Source organism: Aureimonas populi (assembly GCF_017815515.1).
Lineage (GTDB): Bacteria > Pseudomonadota > Alphaproteobacteria > Rhizobiales > Rhizobiaceae > Aureimonas > Aureimonas populi.
The window spans coordinates 1,507,775-1,527,275 of the sequence record NZ_CP072611.1; the positions used below are offsets into that span (position 1 = coordinate 1,507,775).

Below are 19,501 nucleotides of genomic sequence, written 5' to 3' on the forward strand. Positions count from 1 at the left end.
TAGAGATCGTCAAAATCCACCGGATCATGTCATCTTTGCCGTCTACCCTGGATTTCAGGCTGCGAACGCTTCTTTCGTGTGGACGAGGCGAGCATCGCTGCCATGGAAAGATGCGGAGGCGGTGACCGCCTCCGCAGGTGCATTTCTCTATGCGACTACCGTCCTGTTCCTTCTGTGTCGCATCGCATGGGCCGCTTGATCTTCCGGGCCTGCTCTAACCCTCGAAGTGCTGTTCCAAAAGGTCGAGGAATTCGAAGGCCGTCAGGATGTTGCCGAAGAGGTATTCTCCCGTAGGCAGGTGGATCTTCTCGCCGGACAGGCTCTGGAACGCGGGAAGTTGCTTGATCTGTTCCGCCATGCCTCCGGGGCCGACCGCGCCCTGGTCTTCCAGGACGATGATGAGCGGGGCGTCGACGACGTCGATTTGCTCGAGGCTGACACGGACGAAGGCGGAGGGGCTGGATTTTTCCTGCTGATCGGGCGCGCGGAAGCCCAGCTCCTTGAGGATATCCCAGACATAGGAGCTGTCCTGCGCCATGTAGCGCAGATGGTCCGCACGGATGCGCATCACGCTCGCGGTGGTGGCGCGATCGCCGATCACGGAGCGTACTTCGGCCAGGCGTGCCTCGTAGCGGTCCAGCAGTTCCCGGGCTTCGGCCTCGCGGCCTGTCGCGTTCGCGACGTCCAGCAGCGCCTGTTTCCACAGAACCTGATCCTGGTTGATCAGGACCGTCGGCGCGATGTCGCTGAAGCGGCTGTACATGCCGTCCTCGTCCGGCAACTCGTCGTTCGACATCAGGATGAGATCGGGTTCAAGCATGAGGACTTCTTCATAGTCCGGCTCCCGGGGCGCCCCGATATAGGCGAGATCCTCGGGCAACCGCTCCGCGACGACTTTCGCATAGTCGCCCGTGATGGGGTTGCGCGACGCGCCGACGGGAACCAGGCCCAGCGCAACGGTCGGCTGAAGGATGTTGTCGCCATCGGTCACGACGATGCGCTGCGGATCGACCGGCACCTCGACCTCGCCGACGAGGTCCGTGATCGTCCGGGTCTCCTGGGACAGGGCGGGATGCACGGGCACGGCCAGGACTGCGGCCATGAGGGCGAAGATGGGGAGCTTCATCAAAAACCTCTTTCTGTGGGGGAAGTGTCGCGGCTGCCGCCCCGCGGGATGACGAGCGGCGTGCCGGAAACGGGGTCTGGGATGATCCGGGCCTGAAGCTGGAACACCCGGGCCACCAGTTCCTCTGTGACGATCTGCGCGGGGGGGCCCTCCGCGATGATCTGCCCGTCGCGCATCGCGATCATGTGGGTTGCGAAGCGGCAGGCCTGATTGAGATCGTGAAGAACCGCAGCCACGGTATGGCCGCGCTCCATGTTCAAGGTCTCGAGCAGCGTCATGAGTTCGATCTGGTGGGTGATGTCGAGGAAGCTGGTCGGCTCGTCGAGGAAAAGGACGGGCGTTTCCTGCGCGAGCACCAGGGCGACCCACGCCCTCTGGCGCTGTCCGCCGGAGAGTTCGTTGACATGGCGGGTCGCGAACCCGCTCAGCCCGGTGGCGGCAAGCGCCTGCGTCACGGCGCGCTCGTCCTCGCGCGACCATTGGCGAAGCGCGCTCTGGTAGGGAAAGCGTCCGCAGGCCACCAGCTCGGCCACCGTGATGCCATCGGGTGCGATGGAGCTTTGCGGCATCAGCCCCACCCGGCGCGCGAACTCCCTGGCCGAGAGGCTGGCCGCTGCCCTGCCGTCGATCAGCACGTTGCCGCTGTCCGGCGCCAGTATCCGCGAGAGGGTCATCAGCAGGGTGGACTTGCCGCAGCCGTTCGGCCCGACGATCGCCGTGAACGAGCGGGGCGGAATCTTCACCGAAAGCCCCTTGAGCACCGGATTGGCGCTTCGGCTCAGCCTGACGTCCCGCGCCTCGATGCAATTCTCGCAGGCATGGGCGTTCATCGCCGCGCCTCCTTCAGAAGAAGCCAGAGAAAATACCCGCCGCCGATGCACAGCGTGACAAGGCCGACCGGGATCTGTTCGGGGGCGATGACGCGCTGTGCGATGAAGTCCGCCATCAGGAGAAGCGCGGCCCCGGTGGCCATCGCGCCCAGAAGCGTCGTCCCGGCCGAGCGGGTGAGGAGATGGGCGATCTGCGGTGCGGCCAGCGCGATGAAGGGAATGGGGCCGGCAATGGCGGTCGACAGCGCGGTTGCCACGACGGCCAGGATCATCAACAGGAGCCTCAGCGGCTCGACCGCTATTCCCAGGGCCTGCGCGCGTTCGTCGCCCATTTCCAGGATCCGCATCCGGCGAGAGAGCACGAGGGCAAAGGCCACGACCGGAAGGCCGGCGGCGAGGATGAACGTCGCCTGCTCCCCCGTTACCCGCGACAGCGTGCCGGTCGCCCAGGCTCCGGCGGCCATGGCCGTGCCCAAGGGCAGCATGAGCAGGATCCACTGGTTGAGCGCCGTCAGCATGGCGCTGATGCCGATGCCGATCACGATGAGCTGGAACCCGGAAACGCCCTGGCGCCAGGCGAGGAGATAGACCATCGCGCCGGTGGCCAGGCCGCCGCCGACCGCCGATCCGGCCAGGAGCACCCAGCCGCCACCCCCGATCATGATGGCGATGAGCGCGCCCGTATAGGCGCCGGCATCGAAGCCGACGATATCCGGGCTGCCGAGCGGATTGCGCGTGACCGACTGGAAGATCGCCCCGCCAAGGCCGAGCAACGCGCCCAGAACGAGGGCCGCCAGCGCGCGCGGCAGCCGCCATTCCAGAATCACCATCCGGGTTCGCCGTTCTCCGCCCCCCAGAAGGGCCGTGATCACGTCGGAGAGCGAGAATTCCACGCGCCCGTAAGCCATGGACAAGACGAGGACGAAAAGCCCGAGGAGACCGAGCGCCAGCGCGACGAGCAGAACGCGGCCGTCCGAGACGAAGCTGACCCGGTCGCTCAATGCCCGTATCACCCGCTTGGGCGGATCGAAAAGGCGGCTCACAGGGCTGCGACCTTCCGCTTGCGCACGATCCAGATCAGGATCGGCGCTCCCACCACCGCCATGACGAGGCCGACATCGATATCCTGGGGGCGCATGATCAGGCGGCCGAGAATATCGGCGGCCAGCAGGATCGTGGGCGCGATGAAGAGGGTGTGGACGAAAATGCGCCGCTGGTCGGCCCCGCAGAAGGCGCGGGCGACCTGCGGCGCCATCAGCCCGAGGAAGCCGATGGGGCCGGCGGCAGCCGTCGCGGATCCCGTCAGGAGCATCACGGCCACGATGGTCATGGTGCGCACCCGGACCAGCCCGGCCCCGAGCGACTGCGCGGTGTGATCCCCCAGGGCCATGATGTTCAGCGAGGGCGCCACGAGCAGGCCGATGATGCTGCCGATCAGGACGAAGGGCGCGGCGACCACCACCTTCTCATAGCCGATGACGGCCAGGGTGCCGACATCCCAGCTCAGCATCTGGTCGAAGACGTTCGGATCGGTGAGCACGAAGGAGGCCGTCAGCCCCCGAAGGATGGCGCCTATGGCGACGCCGGCAAGCACCAGGCGCAGCGGTGTCGCGCCGATCCGCCCCGATGAGGCGGCGGCATAGACGGCCAGCGTCGTCAGGCCGGCCCCGGCGAACGAGAACCAGACCAGCGTCATCTGCGACGTCACGCCGAGGAGGCCGATCCCCAGCACCATGGCCAGGGCGGCGCCGGCATTGATCCCCAGCACCCCCGTATCGGCCAGCGGATTTCGGGTCAGCGCCTGCATGAGCGCGCCGGACAATCCCAGGGCGAGGCCGGCCAGGATGCCGACCAGCGTCCTCGGCAGGCGAAGGGACCGGATGGTGGAGTGATCGATGCTGCCATCGTCATGAAACAAGGCGGTGATCGCCTCGCCGAGCGGCACGGAGCGCGCGCCGAGAGCGAGGCTCAGAACGCAGGTCAGGATGAAAATGCCGATGACGGAAATGAGCGCCGGAGAAAACGAAGAGCGCACTGGCCATGAATGCATGTGAAGCTTCTCAGCCGAACTGGATGCGCACGGTTCGTCTCATCATTATCGTCAGAAACAGCGACTCATTGGACATATTATTGAACAATCGCCCATTTAATTTGCAGAGATTGGCGATCATTGCTTTGCTATGATTCGCAGAATCAATGAAATATCTATATTGGAACGATTATAAATTTCGAAAATCCAATTTGCGTTGCGAGGAGAGCTTGTATTTTTTGGCTTATACTGCCGAGAATTACGCGGTCAAGTGCGAAGGTGATGGGATGGCTTCGCGAGGCACTGCGTTCCCGCTGGCCTGGTGCACGCTCCGGGAACAAGCGGCCGACCGCCGTCTCGCGCGCCGCTGCTCCACGGTCCGCATTTGTGCCAGGCGGTCCCGAACGCCGGCGGGATCACGGTGTGGGCACGCGCTTGCAGGACTTCGCCCCTGCGGCCTTCTCAGGCGGAGGGAGCGGGCGGCTCCGGCCAGGGGATCGGCCCGGCCATCTCTTCGACCAGCCGCGAAAGCGCCAGCACGCGCGTGTCGGCAAAGCGCGGCGCGACGATCTGGACGCCGATGGGGAAGCCGTCCGGCGAGAAGCCGCCATTCACCGAGGCCGCCGGCTGCCCGCCCATGTTCCACGGCACGGTGAAGCCGATATGCTCGAAAGGCTTGTCCGCCGGGTCGTTGGTGGGGGAGGGCCATTCGGCGGGGTAGCTCACCACCGGGTTGGTGGGCGAAAGGACGAAATCCACCGCCTCGAACGCGTTCGCGCAGGCGCTTGCCATCTCCAGCGTGCGGTTGAAGCCGAGCGCGGCCCGTGGGCCCGTCATTTGCCCGGCGCGGGCCACCCAATCCAGGATGGCGGGCAGAACCCGCGCGCGTCTCGGCTCGGGAAGCGCCATCAGGTCGTTCCAGAAGCGAGCGCGCCAGAAGTCGTCGAGCCCGTCCAGCATCTCCCGCGTCAGGACGGGGGCAAGCGGCACGATGCGCGCGCCGCGGGCCTCCAGCCGCCGGGCGACCTCGTGGAGGACGCCGAGAACCGCATCTTCCGGCTCGATGCCGCAACCGGCCTCCGTCATCAGGCCGATGCGCAGGCCCGCTATGTCGCCGAGGGGCGCCTGCCAGTCGATCTCGGCGAAGGGCAGGCTGGTCGCGTCGCGCGCGTCGGGCCGCGAGAGGAGGGGCATCATCAGCGCCGAATCCGCCACGGTGCGCGTCATCGGCCCGGCGCAGCGCCCGACATAGAAAGGGTCCACCGGAATGCGCCCCTGCGTGGGCTTGAAGCCGAACACGCCGCACCAGCCCGCCGGAAGGCGCACAGAGCCGCCGATATCGGTGCCCAGATGCAAGGGACCGTAGCCGGCCGCCGCCGCCGCCGCCGCCCCAGCGCTGGAGCCGCCGGGGTTCATGGCCGTGTCCCAGGGGTTGCGCGTCAGCGGGTGGAAGGTGGAGAGGCCCGAGGAGAGCATCCCGTAATCCGGGCAGGTGGTCTTGGCGAAGATGATGGCGCCCGCCTCGCGAAGGCGCGCGGCGGGCGGTGCGTCCGCCGCGGCCGGCTCCAGCATGGAGGCCGCCGTGCCGAGGGGCACGGGCACGCCGCGCGTGGCGATCACCTCCTTCACGCTCGCCGGCACGCCGTCCAGGGGCCCGAGCGGTCGGCCCCTGGCCCAACGCTCGGTAGAGGCCGCCGCTTCCGCGCGGGCCGCGTCCGGATCGTAGGCGTAGAGAGCGGCGATGGCCGGCTCCCAGCGCGCGATATGCCCCTCCAGAGCCTGCCAGTATTCGGAAGGGGAGAGCGTGCGCGCGGCGAAACGCTCGACAAGGCGCGGGGCGCTGAGGGAGAGGAGGTCGTCGGTCATGGGGCGCGGGACTCGGCTGGGGGAGGGAAGCGCGGGCGAGGCGGGCGGATGGCCGCAAGCGTCGGCTCGGCGGCCAGAAGGCGCTGCGTGTAGGGATCGCTCGGCGCGTCGAGCACCTGCGCGCAAGGTCCGTATTCCACGACACGGCCCGCATTCATCACCGCCACTTCGTCGGCGATCTCCTCCACCACGCCGAGATTGTGGGTGATGAACAGGACCGCGAGCCCGTATTGTCGCTTGAGGTCGAGGATGAGGCGCAGGATCTGCGCCTGCACGGAAAGGTCCAGCGCCGAGACCGCCTCGTCGGCGACGAGGAGCCTGGGGCGCGTGACCAGCGCGCGGGCGATGGCGATGCGCTGGCGCTGGCCGCCGGAGAATTCGTGCGGGTAGCGCGCGCCGTCGCCGGCCCGCAGGCCGACCTTCTCCAGCATCTCGCCCACCAGCGCCTCCCGCGCCGCGCCGCGCGGGGCGTCCGGCACCAGATGCAGCGGCTCGGCGACGATGCGCCCGACGCGCTGGCGCGGGTCGAGGGAGCCGTAGGGGTCCTGGAACACCATCTGGAAGCCGCGCCGACGCCCGGCGAGCGCGCGCGGGGGCAGGGCGAAGAGGTTCTCGCCCCCGAACACGACCTCGCCGGAGGTCGGCCGGTCCAGCGCCATGACGATGCGCGCGAGCGTGGATTTACCCGAGCCCGATTCTCCCACCACGGCCAGGACGCGGCCCTCCTCCAGCGTGAGGGACACCGCGTCGAGGGCGCGGAAGGTTTGCCCGCCACGCGCGCCGAGGCGGTAGTCGCGCGTCAGCGCTCGGGTCTGGAGAAGCGGGGTGCGCGCATTCATCGGGAAACCTCCCCGCCGGCAGCGGGGGCGATATGGAAGCCGCGCCGCGCGCGCCTGGGCATCGCGTCCAGCAGCTCGCGCGTATAGGCGGAGGCGGGGTTGCGCAGCACGGCGGCGGTCTCTCCTTCTTCCATGGTGCGGCCCCGGCGCATCACATGCACGCGGTCGGCCATGCGGGCGATCACGCCGAGATCGTGGCTGATGAGGACGAGCGACAGGCCCATCTCGCGCACCAGCTCGTCGAGGATGTCCAGCACCTCCTTCTGCACGGTCACGTCGAGCGCGGTGGTGGGCTCGTCGGCGATGATGAGGCGCGGGCGAAGGGCAAGCGCGATGGCGATGCCCACGCGCTGGCGCTGCCCGCCCGACATTTCGTGCGGATAGGAATCGATGCGCCGCGCCGGATCGGGAATGCGCACGAGCTCCATGAGCGCCAGCGCCTCGGCGCGCGCTTCGCGGCGGCTCGCCCGGCGATGCAGGCGGATGCCCTCGGCGATCTGCGCGCCCGCCGTCATGGCCGGGTTCAGCGCCGTCATCGGCTCCTGGAAGATCATCGAGATCCGTGCGCCCCGGATGCGCTGGAGGTCGCGCTCTGCCAGGCCCAGCAGCTCGCGACCCTCGAAGCGGATGGAGCCGGAGACGCGGGCGGTGCGCGGCAGGAGGCCGATCGTGGCCAGCGACAGGAGCGACTTGCCCGAGCCGCTTTCCCCCACGATGCCCAGCGTCTCGCCCGGCCCGAGCGAAAGCGACACGTCGTCCACCACGCGCCGGCGGCCGTCGGGGCCTGGAAAGTCGATGGTCAGCGAGCGGATGTCGAGCATCAGGAGGCCTGCCTGCGGCGCGGGTCGAGCCGGGCGGCGAGACCGTCGCCCAGAAGGTTGAGGCCCAGCACGGCGAGCGCGATGGCAAGGCCGGGCACGAGGGCGAGATGGGGCGCCTGCGCCAGATAGGTCTGGGAATCGGCCAGCATCCGCCCCCAGGTGGGCGCCGGCGGGGCGAGGCCGAGGCCGAGGAAGGAGAGGCCGGCCTCCGTGAGGATCGCCATGGCGAGCTGGATCGTGACCTGCACGATGAGCTGGCCCGAGATGTTGGGCAGCACGTGTTCGAGCGTGATGCGCAGGCCGTTCTTGCCGGCCATGCGCGCGGCGAGGATGTAGTCGCGCACCCAGACCTGCAACGCCGCCCCGCGCGAGACGCGCGCGAAGACCGGCACCATGAAGGCGCCGATGGCGATGGTGGCGGTGAAGGCGCCCGTGCCCAGGATCGCGGCCAGCAGGATGGCCGAGAGGATCGCGGGCAGCGCGAAGAGCGCGTCGCACACGCGCATGAGAAGCGCGTCCACGAGGCCGCCGCGCCGGGCGGCGGCCGTCACGCCCGCCGCCGTGCCGATAAGCGCGCCGAGGAACACGGCCGAGAGAGCGATGGACAGCGAGTTCGCCGCCCCCAGCATCACCATGGAGGCGAGGTCGCGGCCCAGATGGTCGGTGCCCAGCAGCCCGTTCTGCAGCGGGAGCTGCATCCGCCGGGCGATGGCGAGGCGGGCCGGGTCGCCGGGCGTCCAGACCTGCGAGAGGAGCGCGGCGGCGGTGAGGATGGCGGTGATCGCCCCCCCGAGGAGAAGGGGCACGTTTGCGCGGCCGCGCCGCGCGGGCATCGCAAGCGTGCTCATGCGCGCCTGCGCAGGCGCGGGTCGAGCACCGTGTACAGGAGGTCGACGACGAAATTCACGGCGATCACGATGGCGGCGAACAGGAAGACGACGTTCTGGATCACGATGAGGTCGCGTTGCGCCAGCGCTTGCCAGGCGAGCCGGCCCATGCCGGGCAGGGAGAAGACGTTCTCCACCAGAACCGCCCCCGCGATCAGGAAGGAGAACTGGAGCCCCAGCATCGTCACCACGGGAACGAGGGCGTTGGGCACGGCGTGCCGCCACAGCGCGCGGCGCACCGAGGCGCCCTTGGCGCGGGCGGTGCGCACGAAATCCTCGTTCATCGCCTCCACCACCGAGGCGCGGGTGACGCGGGTCAGCACCGCCGACTGGGGGATGGCGAGCGCGAGCGCGGGCAGGAGGAGCGCGCGAAGGCCGGGAAGGAGCCCTCCGTCCCAGCCCGGAAAGCCGCTGGCCGGCAGGAGGCCGAGCCAGAGCGAGACGAAGAGGATCAGGAGAAGGCCGATCCAGAAGTTCGGCACCGCGATGCCGACCTGCGCGTAGAGCGTGGCCAGAACGTCCATCGGGCCGCCGGGCCGCGCGGCGGCCAGGACGCCGAGCGGCAGGGCGAGCGCGACGGCGAGCGTGGCCGCCATCAGCGTGAGCGGCAGCGTCACCGCCATGCGCTCGGCGATGAGCCCCGACACGGGCACGCGGTAGGCGAGCGAGGTGCCCAGGTCGCCGGTCAGAAGACCGCCGACCCAGGCGAGGTAGCGCTGGAGCGCGGGCGCGTCGAGCCCGAGCTCGGCGCGCAGCGCCGCCACCGTTTCCGGCGTGGCGGCGGTGCCCAGCATCGCCGAGGCGATGTCGCCCGGCACGATCTCCATCAGGGCGAAGATCAGCACCGACAGGACGAGGAAGGTCGTGGCGAAGCCGAGAAGGCTGCGCAGGAAACGCTTCGGCATGGGCGGGTCCGCTGCGAAGGGGCCGGGCGGGGAAGGGGCTACTCGGTCCAGCGGACCTCGGTGAGATCGTTGGAGGGCACCGGCTCGTCGATCCAGTAGCCTTCCAGGCCCGCGCGCCAGACGGAGAGCTTGGGCTGGAGGTAGAGGAACAGCGCGGGCACGTCCTCGGCGAGGATGGCCTGCGCCTCGCCGTAGAGCCGGGCGCGCTCGCCTTCCTCCACGGCCTCGCCGGCCGCCGCCACCGTCTCGTCGAAGGCCGGGTTGCGGTAGTTGAAGTAATAGGGATCGCGGGCGTAGATGCCGATGTCGAGCGGCTCGCCATGGGCGATGATCGTCATCTCGTAGTCGCGCTCGGTCAGCACCTGCTGCACCCAGCTCGCCGGGAACTCGGTCGGCTGGATGGTGATCTGCACGCCCACCTCGGCCAGGAGCGCCTGGAGGATTTCGGCCGAGCGCGCCGCATAGGGCATCTGCGGGGCCTTGATGGTGAGCGGGAAGCCGTCCGGGTAACCGGCCTCGGCCAGAAGCGCGCGCGCGGCCTCCGGGTCGTAGGAGTGCACGCCCGTCAGGTCCGCGTAGCCCGGATCGCTCGGCGTGTGGTGGCTGCCGATCGCGAGGCCGAAGCCGGAGGCCACCGCCTCGATCAGCGTCTGCCGGTCCACCGCCATCATCAGCGCCTGGCGCACGCGCGGATCGTCGAGCGGCGCGCGCTCGCTGTTCAGCCCGGCCACGACCTTCATCTGCGTCAGCCCCGGCTCGGCCTGGAAACGCTCGTCCGCCTCGAAGGTCGGATAGAGCTCGGGGGCGGGAAAGAGCGGGAAGGCGTCCACGTCGCCCGCCTGAAGCGCGGCGGCGGCGGCCTGCGGGTCGGGGATGAAGCGGAACGTCGCCTGTTCCAGCCGGGCCGCGCCCGCCTCGTCCCAATAGTCGGGGCTTCGCGTGAGCGTCACCTCGTTGCCGCGCCGCCAGTCGGAGAAACGGAAGGGGCCGGTGCCCACCGGCTCGGTGCCGTTGGTGCCGCTCGACGTCTCCTCCACCATCACCGCCGCGGGCTGGGCGAGGCGGAAGGGCAGGTCGCCCGAGGGGCGCGAGAGGCGCAGGACCAGCGTGCGGTCGTCGGGCGTCTCCACCGCCTCGATCACCGCATAGGCGGCGCGCTGGGGATTGGTGGAGCCTTCCGCCAGGATGCGCTCTATGGTGTAGCGCGCGCTGCCGGCGTTGAAAGGCTGGCCATTGTGGAAGGTGACGCCCTCGCGCAGCGTGAAGGTGTAGGCGAGCCCGTCCTGCGACACGCTCCAGCTTTCCGCGAGCTGCGGCACCACCGCCCCGTCGCGGTCCACCCGCGTCAGCCCCTCGAAGAGGTTCTGCCAGACCACCTGGCCGATGGTGATGGGAGCGGCGGCGGACGGGTCGAGCGTCGGGGGCTCGCTGATCATGCCGAGAACGAGGTCCGTTCGCGGCTGGGCCGAGGCGGGAAGCGCCAGGGCCGGAAGGCCGAGAACGAGACAGGCGAGAAGCGCGGACGCGGTGCGGGCAGCCATGGAAACTCCAGCGGAACGTGGACGGAGACGAGAAGCCGGAACAGGTCTGGGCCGGAGAGTGACGGCCCGTCAGTGTCCCGTCTACGACGTTATGCGGGACACCGTGTATCACAAAACGCTACACCCTCGCACTGCCGCTGGTGCGCATGTCCCTTTCGATGGCCGCCAGCAGCTTGGCGGCGGCAAAGGAGAGGGGCCGTTCGGGGGCGTGGGAGAGGTCGAGCGTCGTCGTCACCGTGGCGTCCACCAGGGGGACGGCCACGAGTTCGCCGGCCTCGCATTCGCGCCGCACGGCCATCGGCGGCAGGAACAGGACGGCCGAGGCCTCGCGCGCCAGGTCCTTCTGCGTTTCCATCGAACTCGTGGTGTAGACCGGATCGAGGGGCGGCAGGCCGGCCTCGGCCATCTGCCGGTCGAGGCTCTGGCGCGCGCCGAAGCTGGAATCGGGCAGGGCGAGCGCGCAGTCGGCCAGATCGGCCAGCCGCGCCTCGCCCCTCTCCGCCAGCCTGTGGCGCGGGTTCACCACGATGGCGTGCGGGACGGGGAAGCGGTAGTGCACCGCGTGCTGGAAGGCGGCGGGGGTGAAGAGGGTGAGGGCGATGTCGGCACTGCCGTTGCGCACCGCCTCCAGGGCGAGACCGACGCTCGTCACCACGATCTCGAAGCGGATCTTCGGGTAGAGCCGTGCGAAGCCGACCAGCGCCTTCGTCAGGATCGCCGGCACGGCCGCGCCGTTGGTATAGATCGAGACGTTGCCGGAGCGCAGGCCCTTCAGGTCCGCGATCAGCGTCTCGGCGTGCTGGAGGTCGGCGAGGGCGCGGGTGAGGCGCACGGCCAGAAGCTCGCCCGCCGCCGTCAGGCGCACGCCGCGCGGATCGCGCTCCACCAGGGGCGCATCGAAATGATACTCGAGCTGGTCGATCTGCCGGCTGACGGCGGTGGGCGCCACGCCGAATTTCTCGGCCACGCGCCGCATCGAGCCGAGCCGCACCAGTTCCTGGAAATAGAGAAGGGCGCGAAGCTGCATGGCGCCTCAACCCCTCGCCAGATCGGACATGTCGAACTCCTGACTCGCGGAAAATGACCGACGATCCTGCCGGCACGGCCGGCGCCGGCGAGTTTCAGCATCGGTCGGCCGGCGAGGCAAGGCCAGCGCCGTCCACGCCCCTGCTTTCCCGCCGTACGCTCCCCGCTTGCGCAGGGCGCGGCATGAGCCGGTTTTCCTCGACACTTCGGCGCCCCTGGCCTTCGGACGAAACCGTCACCCGACGGCGACGGCCTCGATCTCGATCAGCCAGCTCGGATCGTAGGGTCCGGCGATCACCGTGGAGAGGGCGATCAGGCGATCGCCCATCACCTCCCAACGCACCTTGGCGTTGATCTCGCGATGCTCATGGCCGGCGAGGAAGACCGTCGCTTTCACGAGGTTGTCGAGCGTCATGCCGGCGGCCGCGAGCTGCCGCCCCACATTCGCCCAGGCCAGTCGGGCCTGGGCCTCGAAATCCGGTGGCGCGACGCCATCGGCATCCGTCGGTATCTGGCCGCTGATATAGAGCGTGCGCGTCTGGCCGCTCACCTCCATGGCCTGAGCATAGCGGCGGTGGAGGGTCGGCGGCGCGTCGGGCGCGTTGATGGGACGGCGGACGGCGGTCATTGGCTCTCTCCAGTGGCGTCTTCACGCAGCGGGGGCGCGGATATGGCAGGCCGCCCTGCGGCCGCCCGCCAGCGCGACGAGCGGCGGCGGCACGTCCCGGCAGACCTGTTCGGCCAGCGGGCAGCGCGTGACGAACGTGCAGCCCTTGGGCGGATTGGCGGGGCTTGGCAGGTCGCCTTTCAGGACGATGCGCCGGCGCGCGCGCTGCGCCACGGGGTCGGGCAACGGCACGGCCGACAGGAGCGCTTCGGTATAGGGATGAACGGGATCGGCAAAGACCGCCCCGGTGAGGCCCGTCTCCACCAGATGGCCGAGATACATCACCGCCACGCGATCGGCGAAATGGCGCACGACGGACAAATCGTGGCTGATGAAGAGGTAGGACAGGCCGAACCTTCTCTGAAGGTCCAGAAGCAGGTTCAGGATCTGCGAGCGGATCGAGACATCGAGCGCCGAGACCGGCTCGTCGAGGATCAGGAGCTTGGGATTGAGGCCGAGCGCGCGCGCGATCACGATGCGCTGGCGCTGGCCGCCGGAAAAGGCGTTCGGCCGCCGCTCTGCGTGCTGGGGGTGGAGCCCGACGAGGCCGAGCAGCTCGGCCACCCGCGCGCGCCGCTCCTTCGCGCTGCCGAGCCCATGGATCGCCAGGGGCTCGGCGATGCTCTCGCCGATGGTGAGCTTGGGATTGAGCGCCGAGACCGGGTCCTGGAACACGATCTGCACGTCGCGCGAGAAGGCGCGGCGCGCGGCGGCCTCTCCATGCACGATGGGCTTGCCCTCGAAGCGGATCGTGCCGCTCGTGGGGCGCTGCATGCCCAGGATCGCCGCGCCCAGCGTGGACTTGCCGCAACCCGATTCCCCGACCAGCGCCACGCTTTCCCCGCGCCCGATGTCGAGATCGATGCCGTCCACCGCCTTCACCCAGCCCACGGGCCGCCCGAGAAGCCCGCCGCGAATGGGGAAATGCACCTTCAGGCCGCGAAGCGAAAGAAGCGTGTCGCTCAAAGCATCGCCCCCACCTTGTCGGAGTGCCAGCAGGCCGCATGGCCCCAGTCGCGCCGGGCCAGAAGCGGCGGCTGGCTCTCGAGACAGGGCATGTCCGCCAGCGGGCAGCGGGGGTTGAACCGGCAGCCCGCCGGCCATTGCCCGATATCGGGCACGAGGCCCTCGATGGTGGGCAGCAGCGCCTTGGGCTCGCCGTCGAGCCGGGGAATGGTGGAGAGGAGGAGCCGTGTATAGGGATGTTCCTGGCGCGCGAAGATCGCCTCCACCGGCGCTTCCTCGATCACCCGCCCCGCATACATCACCGCCACCCGGTCCGCCATGTCCGCGACGACCCCCATATCGTGGGTGATGAGGAGGATGGCGGTCCCGGTCTCCTCGCGCAGGCGCTTCATCAGCTCCAGGATCTGCGCCTGGATGGTCACGTCCAGCGCGGTGGTCGGCTCGTCGGCGATGAGGAGCTTCGGGCGGCAGATCAGCGCCATGGCGATCATGGCGCGCTGGCACATGCCGCCCGACAGCTCGAACGGATACTGCTCGAAGCGGATCTGAGGCTCGGGGATGCCGACCTCCTCCAGCATGGCCACCGCGGCGTGCCGGGCCGCCTTGCCCCTCGTGCCCCGATGGACGATGAGCCCTTCCTCGATCTGCCGTCCGATCTTCATCAGGGGGTTCAGCGAGGCGACCGGCTCCTGGAAGATCATGGCGAGGTCGTTGCCGCGCAGCTTGCGCCGCTCGGCTTCGGCGAGCCTGCGAAGGTCGGTGTCGCCGAGGCGGATCGTGCCGGACTCGATCCGCGCCACCCTGGGCAGGAGCCCCATCACGGAAAATGCGGTCATGGATTTGCCGCAGCCCGATTCTCCCACCACCGACAGGATCTCGCCCGCATGGACATCGAAGCTGACGCCGTCGACGACGGGCTGCCCGGCGATGGAGACCTTGAGATTCTCGACCTTGAGCACGGGAGCGGTCATGCGCCCTCCCGGCAGACCGCCGCGTGGGGGTGGTTCGGATGGGCCATGCCGATATTCTCCGCGCCGTCGCGCGCGACGGCGGAGGGAATGGAGAAGTTCACCGGATAGAGCGTGTCGTCCACGATCTCGACGGGAAATTCCTCGGCAAGGCGCGTCGCGACATCGGGCCGCGCCTTTCGGTTGACGCGCAGCGTCACGCCGCTCGCGTCGATCCGGGGGGCGTTCATCGCTTCCTCCAGCGACAGGCCGAAGCCCGCCGCATAGCTCAGGATCTGCGCCACCGCCGGCATGATCTGCCGCCCGCCCGCCGCGCCGAGCGCCAGCCTCGGCAGGCCGGCCTCGGTGGCGATGACCGGGCACATGTTGGCAAGCGGCCTGACCCCCGGCGCGATCGAGTTCGGCTGGCCCGGACGCGGGTCGAACCACATCATGCCGTTGTTCATCAGCAGGTCCGTTCCCGGCAGCACGACCTTGGAACCGAAGCGCGACAGCAGCGTGTTGGTGAGCGACACCATCGTGCCGTCGCGGTCCACGACGCTCAAATGGGTGGTGCAGCTTCCCCCGCCCGCATGGCCGAGCGTGCGCAGCCGGTGCTCCGTGGCGCGGCGGATGGCGCGCGCGAAGGCAAGCGCCGTGTGGCCGCCGAGCGGGTCCCCGTCGCTCAGCGTGCGGTCGAGTTCGCCGAGCGCCGCGACCAGCGTCGGCCCGCCCGACAATCCCGGTATGGCATGGACGCTCCAGCCCCGGTAGCAGGCCCGTAGCGGCTCGCGCCATCGCGGCGCGTAGTCGCGCAGTTCGGCCGCATCGATCGGGGAGCCCCCTGCGTTCAAGTCGGCGATCAGCGAGGCGGCGACCTCGCCCTCGTAGAAGTCGCGCGCGCCGGCGCTCGCCAGCCGCTCCAGCATGGCCGCCTTGCGCGGCATCGGCAGGGTGCGCACGATACCGGGTTCGCTGCCTCGCGGCGCGCGGCCCTCCTTCAGGAACAACGCGGCGGAGGCCGGAAAGCGGGAGAGCCCGTTGGCGTCGATCGCGAGCGCCAGCAGGGCGAACCAGTCGAGCACGAGGCCGCGCCTTGCGTGCTCGATGGCCGGTTGCAGGGCTTCGGCGAAGGAGATCGTGCCGAACCGCTCCAGCGCCTGCGACAGGCCCGCCACAGCGCCGGGCACGCAGATCGAGCCGTAGCCGATGAGGTTGCGGTCGTCCTTCACCGGTGGCCAGTTGAACCAGTTGCCCTCGCCGCCTTCCGCCAGCGGGTAATGCGCCGGGTCGAGGTTGCGGGAGGAATGGACGTTGAAGTCGAGCGCGTCGACCGCCCCGGTCCTGCCATCGGCATGGAGCAGGAAGCCGCCCCCGCCCACCCCCGATAGCCAGGGCTCCACGACGCTCAGCGCCAGCGCGGCGGTGACGGCCGCATCCATCGCATTGCCGCCGCGCGAGAGCGCCGCCGCCCCGGCCTCTGCGGCCAGCACGTTCTGGCAGGCGACGAGGCCCTTTTCGCTGCGCACCTCGCGCTTGCGCACCGTCCACTGGTCAGCCATGGGCCTGCCCGAAGCGGCGCGGGCCGATGGCTTGCGGAACCTCTGCCTCGACGGAGAAACGGCCACGATTGGGCGAGGCGGCATGGTGGGCGGCGATCTCGGCGCCGGTCGCGACCCAGACGCTCTCCTGTGAGGCGATCTCGTCGAACAGCTTTTCCAGAAGCGCGATGCGCTGGGCGCGCCCGGAGATCCAGTCGTGGACGGTGAGGGTGAAGAGGCCCCCGAATCGATGCAACGTGCGGAACTCGCTCGTCCAGTCCTCCAGCACGGCGCGGCCGGACTGCACCGGCCATTTGTCGCGCCCGCCGCCCTCGAACTTGAAGAAGATCGCGTCGTCCACCGCCCATTGCACCGGAATCTCGGTGAGGCCCTCGATCTCGTAGGGGTGGTCGAAACCGGAGAGGGAGCTGTCGTAGGACAAGCCGAGGCGCCTGACCTCCGCCAGCATATGGGGCGTCATCTCCCAGGCGGGCGAGCGGAAACCGACAGGTCGTTGTCCGGTCTGCTTCACGAACAGCTCGAGGCTCGCCTCCAGCGCGCCGGTGAACTCCGCGTCCGAAACCTCCGAGACGATCTCGTGGAAGTAGCCGTGCAGGCCGATCTCGTGCCCGCCTTCGAGGATCGCCGGCAGAATCTCGGGGTTCATCTCGGCAACGACGCCCGGCACGTAGAAGCTTGCCTTGAAGCCGTAACGCGCGAAGAGGTCGAGCAGCCGGTAGAGCCCCGTGCGCGGGCCGAAGCGGCGCATCTCGAAGGTCGCGAGCCGTGGGGGCACCTCGTCGCGCAGCGACCAGAGGAAGGGCGAGAGCGCGTCCACGTCGACGGAGAGGAGCGCGGCCGAGCGCTTGCCCTCGGGCCATCGGTAGTCGGGCCAGGGGGAGGGGATGGGCATCACAGCGCCTTCTTCTTGGCCTGGAACACGGCCGTCGTGCCGATGGAGTTGCCGCCATCCACCGTCAGCGTCGCGCCCGTAACGTAGGCGCCGGCGTCGGAGCAGACGTAGAGGACGGCGCTCGCCACATCCTTTTGCGAGGAGGTGCGGCCGAGCGGGATGGCGGCGGTGACATTGCGCACGTGCTCTTGCGGCAAGGGGCTGGCCTCGCTGCCGGCGATGAAGCCGGGCTCCACGGCGTTGACGCGGATGCCGTATTCGGCCAGCTCCAGAGCGAATCCCTTGGTCAGCCGGTCGAGCGCGGTCTTCGAGGTGCAGTAGGGAACGACGGTGGTGCGCATCTTGCGCGCCGCGCCCGACGAGATGTTGACGATGGAGCCGCCCTTGCCGGCGTCGATCATCTGCCGGGCGAACAGCTTCGACAGAAGGAAGGGCGCGCGCAGATTGACGCCCATGATGGCGTCGAACTCCTCCACGCCGATGTCGAGCAGGAAGCCGGAGGGATAGATGCCGGCATTGTTGACGAGAATGTCCGGCGCGCCCCAGCGCTCGGCGACGGACGCGGCGAAGGCCGTCATCGAGCCTGCGTCCAGAAGGTCGGCGGCCAACGCGAAATGGCCTGCGCCCGGAAGCTTCGCCAGCCGCGCCTCCAGCTTCGCCGGGTCGCGGTCCGTCAGGCAAAGCTGCGCGCCCGCCTGCGCGAGTCCTTCCGCGATCCAGCCGCCGATGATGCCGCACGCGCCGGTGACGACCGCCGTCCTGCCCTGGAACTCGTCGGCGAAATGCATGGGAAATCCTTACCTTGAACGCGGGTCGAGGCGGTCGCGCACGTGATCGCCGATGAGGTTGATGGAGAGGACGAGCAGAAAGAGCGCAAGGCCGGGGAAGGTCGCGATCCACCAGGCGTTGCCGACATAGTTACGCCCGGTGGAGAGCATCGCGCCCCAGCTCGCCGTGGGCGGTTGCACGCCGAGGCCGAGGAAGGAGAGGCCCGCCTCGAACAGCACCATCAGCCCGAATTCGAGCGTGGCGACCACCACGAGCGCGCCGGTGATGTTGGGCAATATGTGCCGCGAGAGAAGGCGCAGCCAGCCCGCTCCCATGAAGCGCGAGAGGCGCACATAGGGCATGTTGGCGACGGCGAGCGTCTGGCCGTAGGCGACGCGCGCATAGCGCGGCCAGCGTGTCAGTGCCAGCACGATGACGACATTGTAGAGGCTCGGCCCCAGTACCGCGACGGTGATGATGGCCAGAAGGATCGCCGGCACCGACAGGACGATGTCCACCAGGCGCATGATGATCGTCTCGACCCAGCCGCGATAGAAGGCGGCGACCATGCCGAGTACGCTGCCGAAGATGCCCGACAGGATGACCGAGGCGAAGGCGACGAGCAGCGAGACGCGCGCGCCGTGGATCGTGCGGCTGAGGACGTCACGGCCCAGCTCGTCCGATCCGAGGTGGTAGACGAGGCCGCGTGCTTCGAAGCCCGGCTCTTTCAGCCGCGCCAGGAGGTTCTGGGCATTGGGGTCCATCGGCGCGACCAGCGGCGCGAAGACCGCCATCAGAACCAGGGCGAGGAGGATCGCCGCGAAGGGCAGCACGGCCCACGGAACCGGGCGGCGCTTGCCCGGCGCGCGGACGGGGAGGGCGGGCGCCGCCATCAGGCTCCACCCTCGATGCGGATGCGCGGATCGATGACGCTGTAGAGAAGGTCGGCGACGAGGTTGAGCGCGATGGCCGTGACCGCGCCGAGCATCACGACGCCTTGCACCACCATGAAGTCCCGGGCGTTGATGGCCTGCACGGTGAGTTGGCCGAGCCCCGGCCAGGCGAAGACGGTCTCCACGATCACCGCGCCGGCGAGAAGGTTGGCGATCTCCAGTGCCGCCACCGTGGTGACGGGAATGGCGGCGTTGCGCAGGAGATGGCGCATGACGATGCGCCGCATCGGAAGGCCCTTGGCGTGGCCGGTGCGCACATAATCCTTCTCCAGCTCGTCGAGCACGGCGGTGCGCGCGACGCGCGCGAAGGTTGCCATGGACAGGAGGCCGAGCGCGATGGAGGGCATGACGAGGCTCCACCCGTCCCGCGCGCCGGAGGGCGGCAGCCAGCCGAGCCACACGGCAAAGACCATGATCATCAGGATCGCGCTCCAGAAGGTGGGCAGGGACTGGCCGGCTAGCACGAAGCCCATCATCGCCTTGGCCTCCGGCCTGCCGCGCCGCACCGCCATCAGGACGCCGAGCGGAATGCCGATGCCGAAGGCGACGAGGAGCGCGCCGCCCGCCAGCCACAGCGTGTAGGGCAGCCGGCTCCAGATGAGCGTCCAGACCGAGACGTTCTGCACGTAGGAGCGGCCGAGATCGAAGCTCAGCAGCCCGCCCATATAGTCGAGATACTGCACGATCAGCGGGCGGTCGAAGCCGAGCGAGACGCGCATCGCCTCGATATCGGCGCGCGTGGCGTTCTGCGGCACGAGCAGGAGCACGGGATCGCCCGCCAGACGTTGCAGGAAGAAGATCAGCGTCATCACGCCGATGACGGCGATCAGCGCCTGAACCGTGCGCTTGAGAAAGAACGCCGACACCGTTGCGATC

The 19,501-nt window shown here is 69.3% G+C and carries 19 protein-coding genes; all 19 read right to left on the reverse strand.

What is annotated here, in order from left to right:
- Positions 1-214: 214 nt before the first annotated feature.
- Entirely contained in the window at positions 215-1,126 is a 912-nt protein-coding gene (locus J7654_RS06950) for an ABC transporter substrate-binding protein (RefSeq protein WP_209739333.1), read from the reverse strand.
- Complete coding sequence (locus J7654_RS06955; RefSeq protein WP_209739335.1) at positions 1,126-1,956, reverse strand: ABC transporter ATP-binding protein; 831 nt, start codon at positions 1,954-1,956, stop codon at positions 1,126-1,128. The genes J7654_RS06950 and J7654_RS06955 overlap by 1 nt, the downstream gene beginning before the upstream one ends.
- Complete coding sequence (locus tag J7654_RS06960) at positions 1,953-2,999, reverse strand: FecCD family ABC transporter permease (protein ID WP_209739337.1); 1,047 nt, start codon at positions 2,997-2,999, stop codon at positions 1,953-1,955. Before J7654_RS06960 ends, J7654_RS06955 begins: the two co-directional genes overlap by 4 nt.
- Positions 2,996-4,006, reverse strand: coding sequence for a FecCD family ABC transporter permease (locus J7654_RS06965; protein WP_209739339.1), 1,011 nt, complete (start codon positions 4,004-4,006; stop codon positions 2,996-2,998). Before J7654_RS06965 ends, J7654_RS06960 begins: the two co-directional genes overlap by 4 nt.
- A 441-nt stretch (positions 4,007-4,447) precedes the next feature.
- A complete protein-coding gene (locus J7654_RS06970; RefSeq protein WP_209739341.1) occupies positions 4,448-5,851 on the reverse strand; it encodes an amidase in 1,404 nt (467 codons plus the stop codon).
- Positions 5,848-6,690: an ATP-binding cassette domain-containing protein gene (locus J7654_RS18325; RefSeq protein WP_245195701.1), complete on the reverse strand. Its 843-nt coding sequence runs from the start codon at positions 6,688-6,690 to the stop codon at positions 5,848-5,850. Before J7654_RS18325 ends, J7654_RS06970 begins: the two co-directional genes overlap by 4 nt.
- Entirely contained in the window at positions 6,687-7,511 is an 825-nt protein-coding gene (locus tag J7654_RS18330) for an ATP-binding cassette domain-containing protein (protein ID WP_245195702.1), read from the reverse strand. The genes J7654_RS18325 and J7654_RS18330 overlap by 4 nt, the downstream gene beginning before the upstream one ends.
- Entirely contained in the window at positions 7,511-8,359 is an 849-nt protein-coding gene (locus tag J7654_RS06980; RefSeq protein ID WP_209739343.1) for an ABC transporter permease, read from the reverse strand. The genes J7654_RS18330 and J7654_RS06980 overlap by 1 nt, the downstream gene beginning before the upstream one ends.
- Positions 8,356-9,303: an ABC transporter permease gene (locus J7654_RS06985; RefSeq protein WP_209739345.1), complete on the reverse strand. Its 948-nt coding sequence runs from the start codon at positions 9,301-9,303 to the stop codon at positions 8,356-8,358. Before J7654_RS06985 ends, J7654_RS06980 begins: the two co-directional genes overlap by 4 nt.
- A gap of 38 nt (positions 9,304-9,341) precedes the next feature.
- Positions 9,342-10,844: an ABC transporter substrate-binding protein gene (locus J7654_RS06990; RefSeq protein ID WP_209739347.1), complete on the reverse strand. Its 1,503-nt coding sequence runs from the start codon at positions 10,842-10,844 to the stop codon at positions 9,342-9,344.
- A 118-nt stretch (positions 10,845-10,962) separates the two neighbouring features.
- Entirely contained in the window at positions 10,963-11,871 is a 909-nt protein-coding gene (locus tag J7654_RS06995) for a LysR family transcriptional regulator (RefSeq protein WP_209739348.1), read from the reverse strand.
- Between the two features lie 234 nt (positions 11,872-12,105).
- Positions 12,106-12,498, reverse strand: coding sequence for a RidA family protein (locus tag J7654_RS07000; protein WP_209739350.1), 393 nt, complete (start codon positions 12,496-12,498; stop codon positions 12,106-12,108).
- A 21-nt stretch (positions 12,499-12,519) separates the two neighbouring features.
- Entirely contained in the window at positions 12,520-13,503 is a 984-nt protein-coding gene (locus J7654_RS07005) for an ABC transporter ATP-binding protein (protein ID WP_209739353.1), read from the reverse strand.
- Entirely contained in the window at positions 13,500-14,474 is a 975-nt protein-coding gene (locus J7654_RS07010; protein WP_209739355.1) for an ABC transporter ATP-binding protein, read from the reverse strand. The genes J7654_RS07005 and J7654_RS07010 overlap by 4 nt, the downstream gene beginning before the upstream one ends.
- Positions 14,471-16,012 (reverse strand): gamma-glutamyltransferase family protein, encoded by a 1,542-nt coding sequence (locus tag J7654_RS07015; protein WP_209739357.1) that lies wholly within the window; start codon positions 16,010-16,012, stop codon positions 14,471-14,473. The genes J7654_RS07010 and J7654_RS07015 overlap by 4 nt, the downstream gene beginning before the upstream one ends.
- On the reverse strand, positions 16,005-16,904 hold the full coding sequence (locus J7654_RS07020; RefSeq protein WP_209739359.1) for a polysaccharide deacetylase family protein: 900 nt from the start codon (positions 16,902-16,904) through the stop codon (positions 16,005-16,007). The genes J7654_RS07015 and J7654_RS07020 overlap by 8 nt, the downstream gene beginning before the upstream one ends.
- Positions 16,904-17,692 (reverse strand): SDR family NAD(P)-dependent oxidoreductase, encoded by a 789-nt coding sequence (locus tag J7654_RS07025; protein ID WP_209739361.1) that lies wholly within the window; start codon positions 17,690-17,692, stop codon positions 16,904-16,906. The genes J7654_RS07020 and J7654_RS07025 overlap by 1 nt, the downstream gene beginning before the upstream one ends.
- Before the next feature lie 9 nt (positions 17,693-17,701).
- Entirely contained in the window at positions 17,702-18,565 is an 864-nt protein-coding gene (locus tag J7654_RS07030; RefSeq protein ID WP_209739363.1) for an ABC transporter permease, read from the reverse strand.
- A complete protein-coding gene (locus J7654_RS07035) occupies positions 18,565-19,491 on the reverse strand; it encodes an ABC transporter permease (RefSeq protein ID WP_209739366.1) in 927 nt (308 codons plus the stop codon). The genes J7654_RS07030 and J7654_RS07035 overlap by 1 nt, the downstream gene beginning before the upstream one ends.
- Positions 19,492-19,501 lie beyond the last annotated feature (10 nt).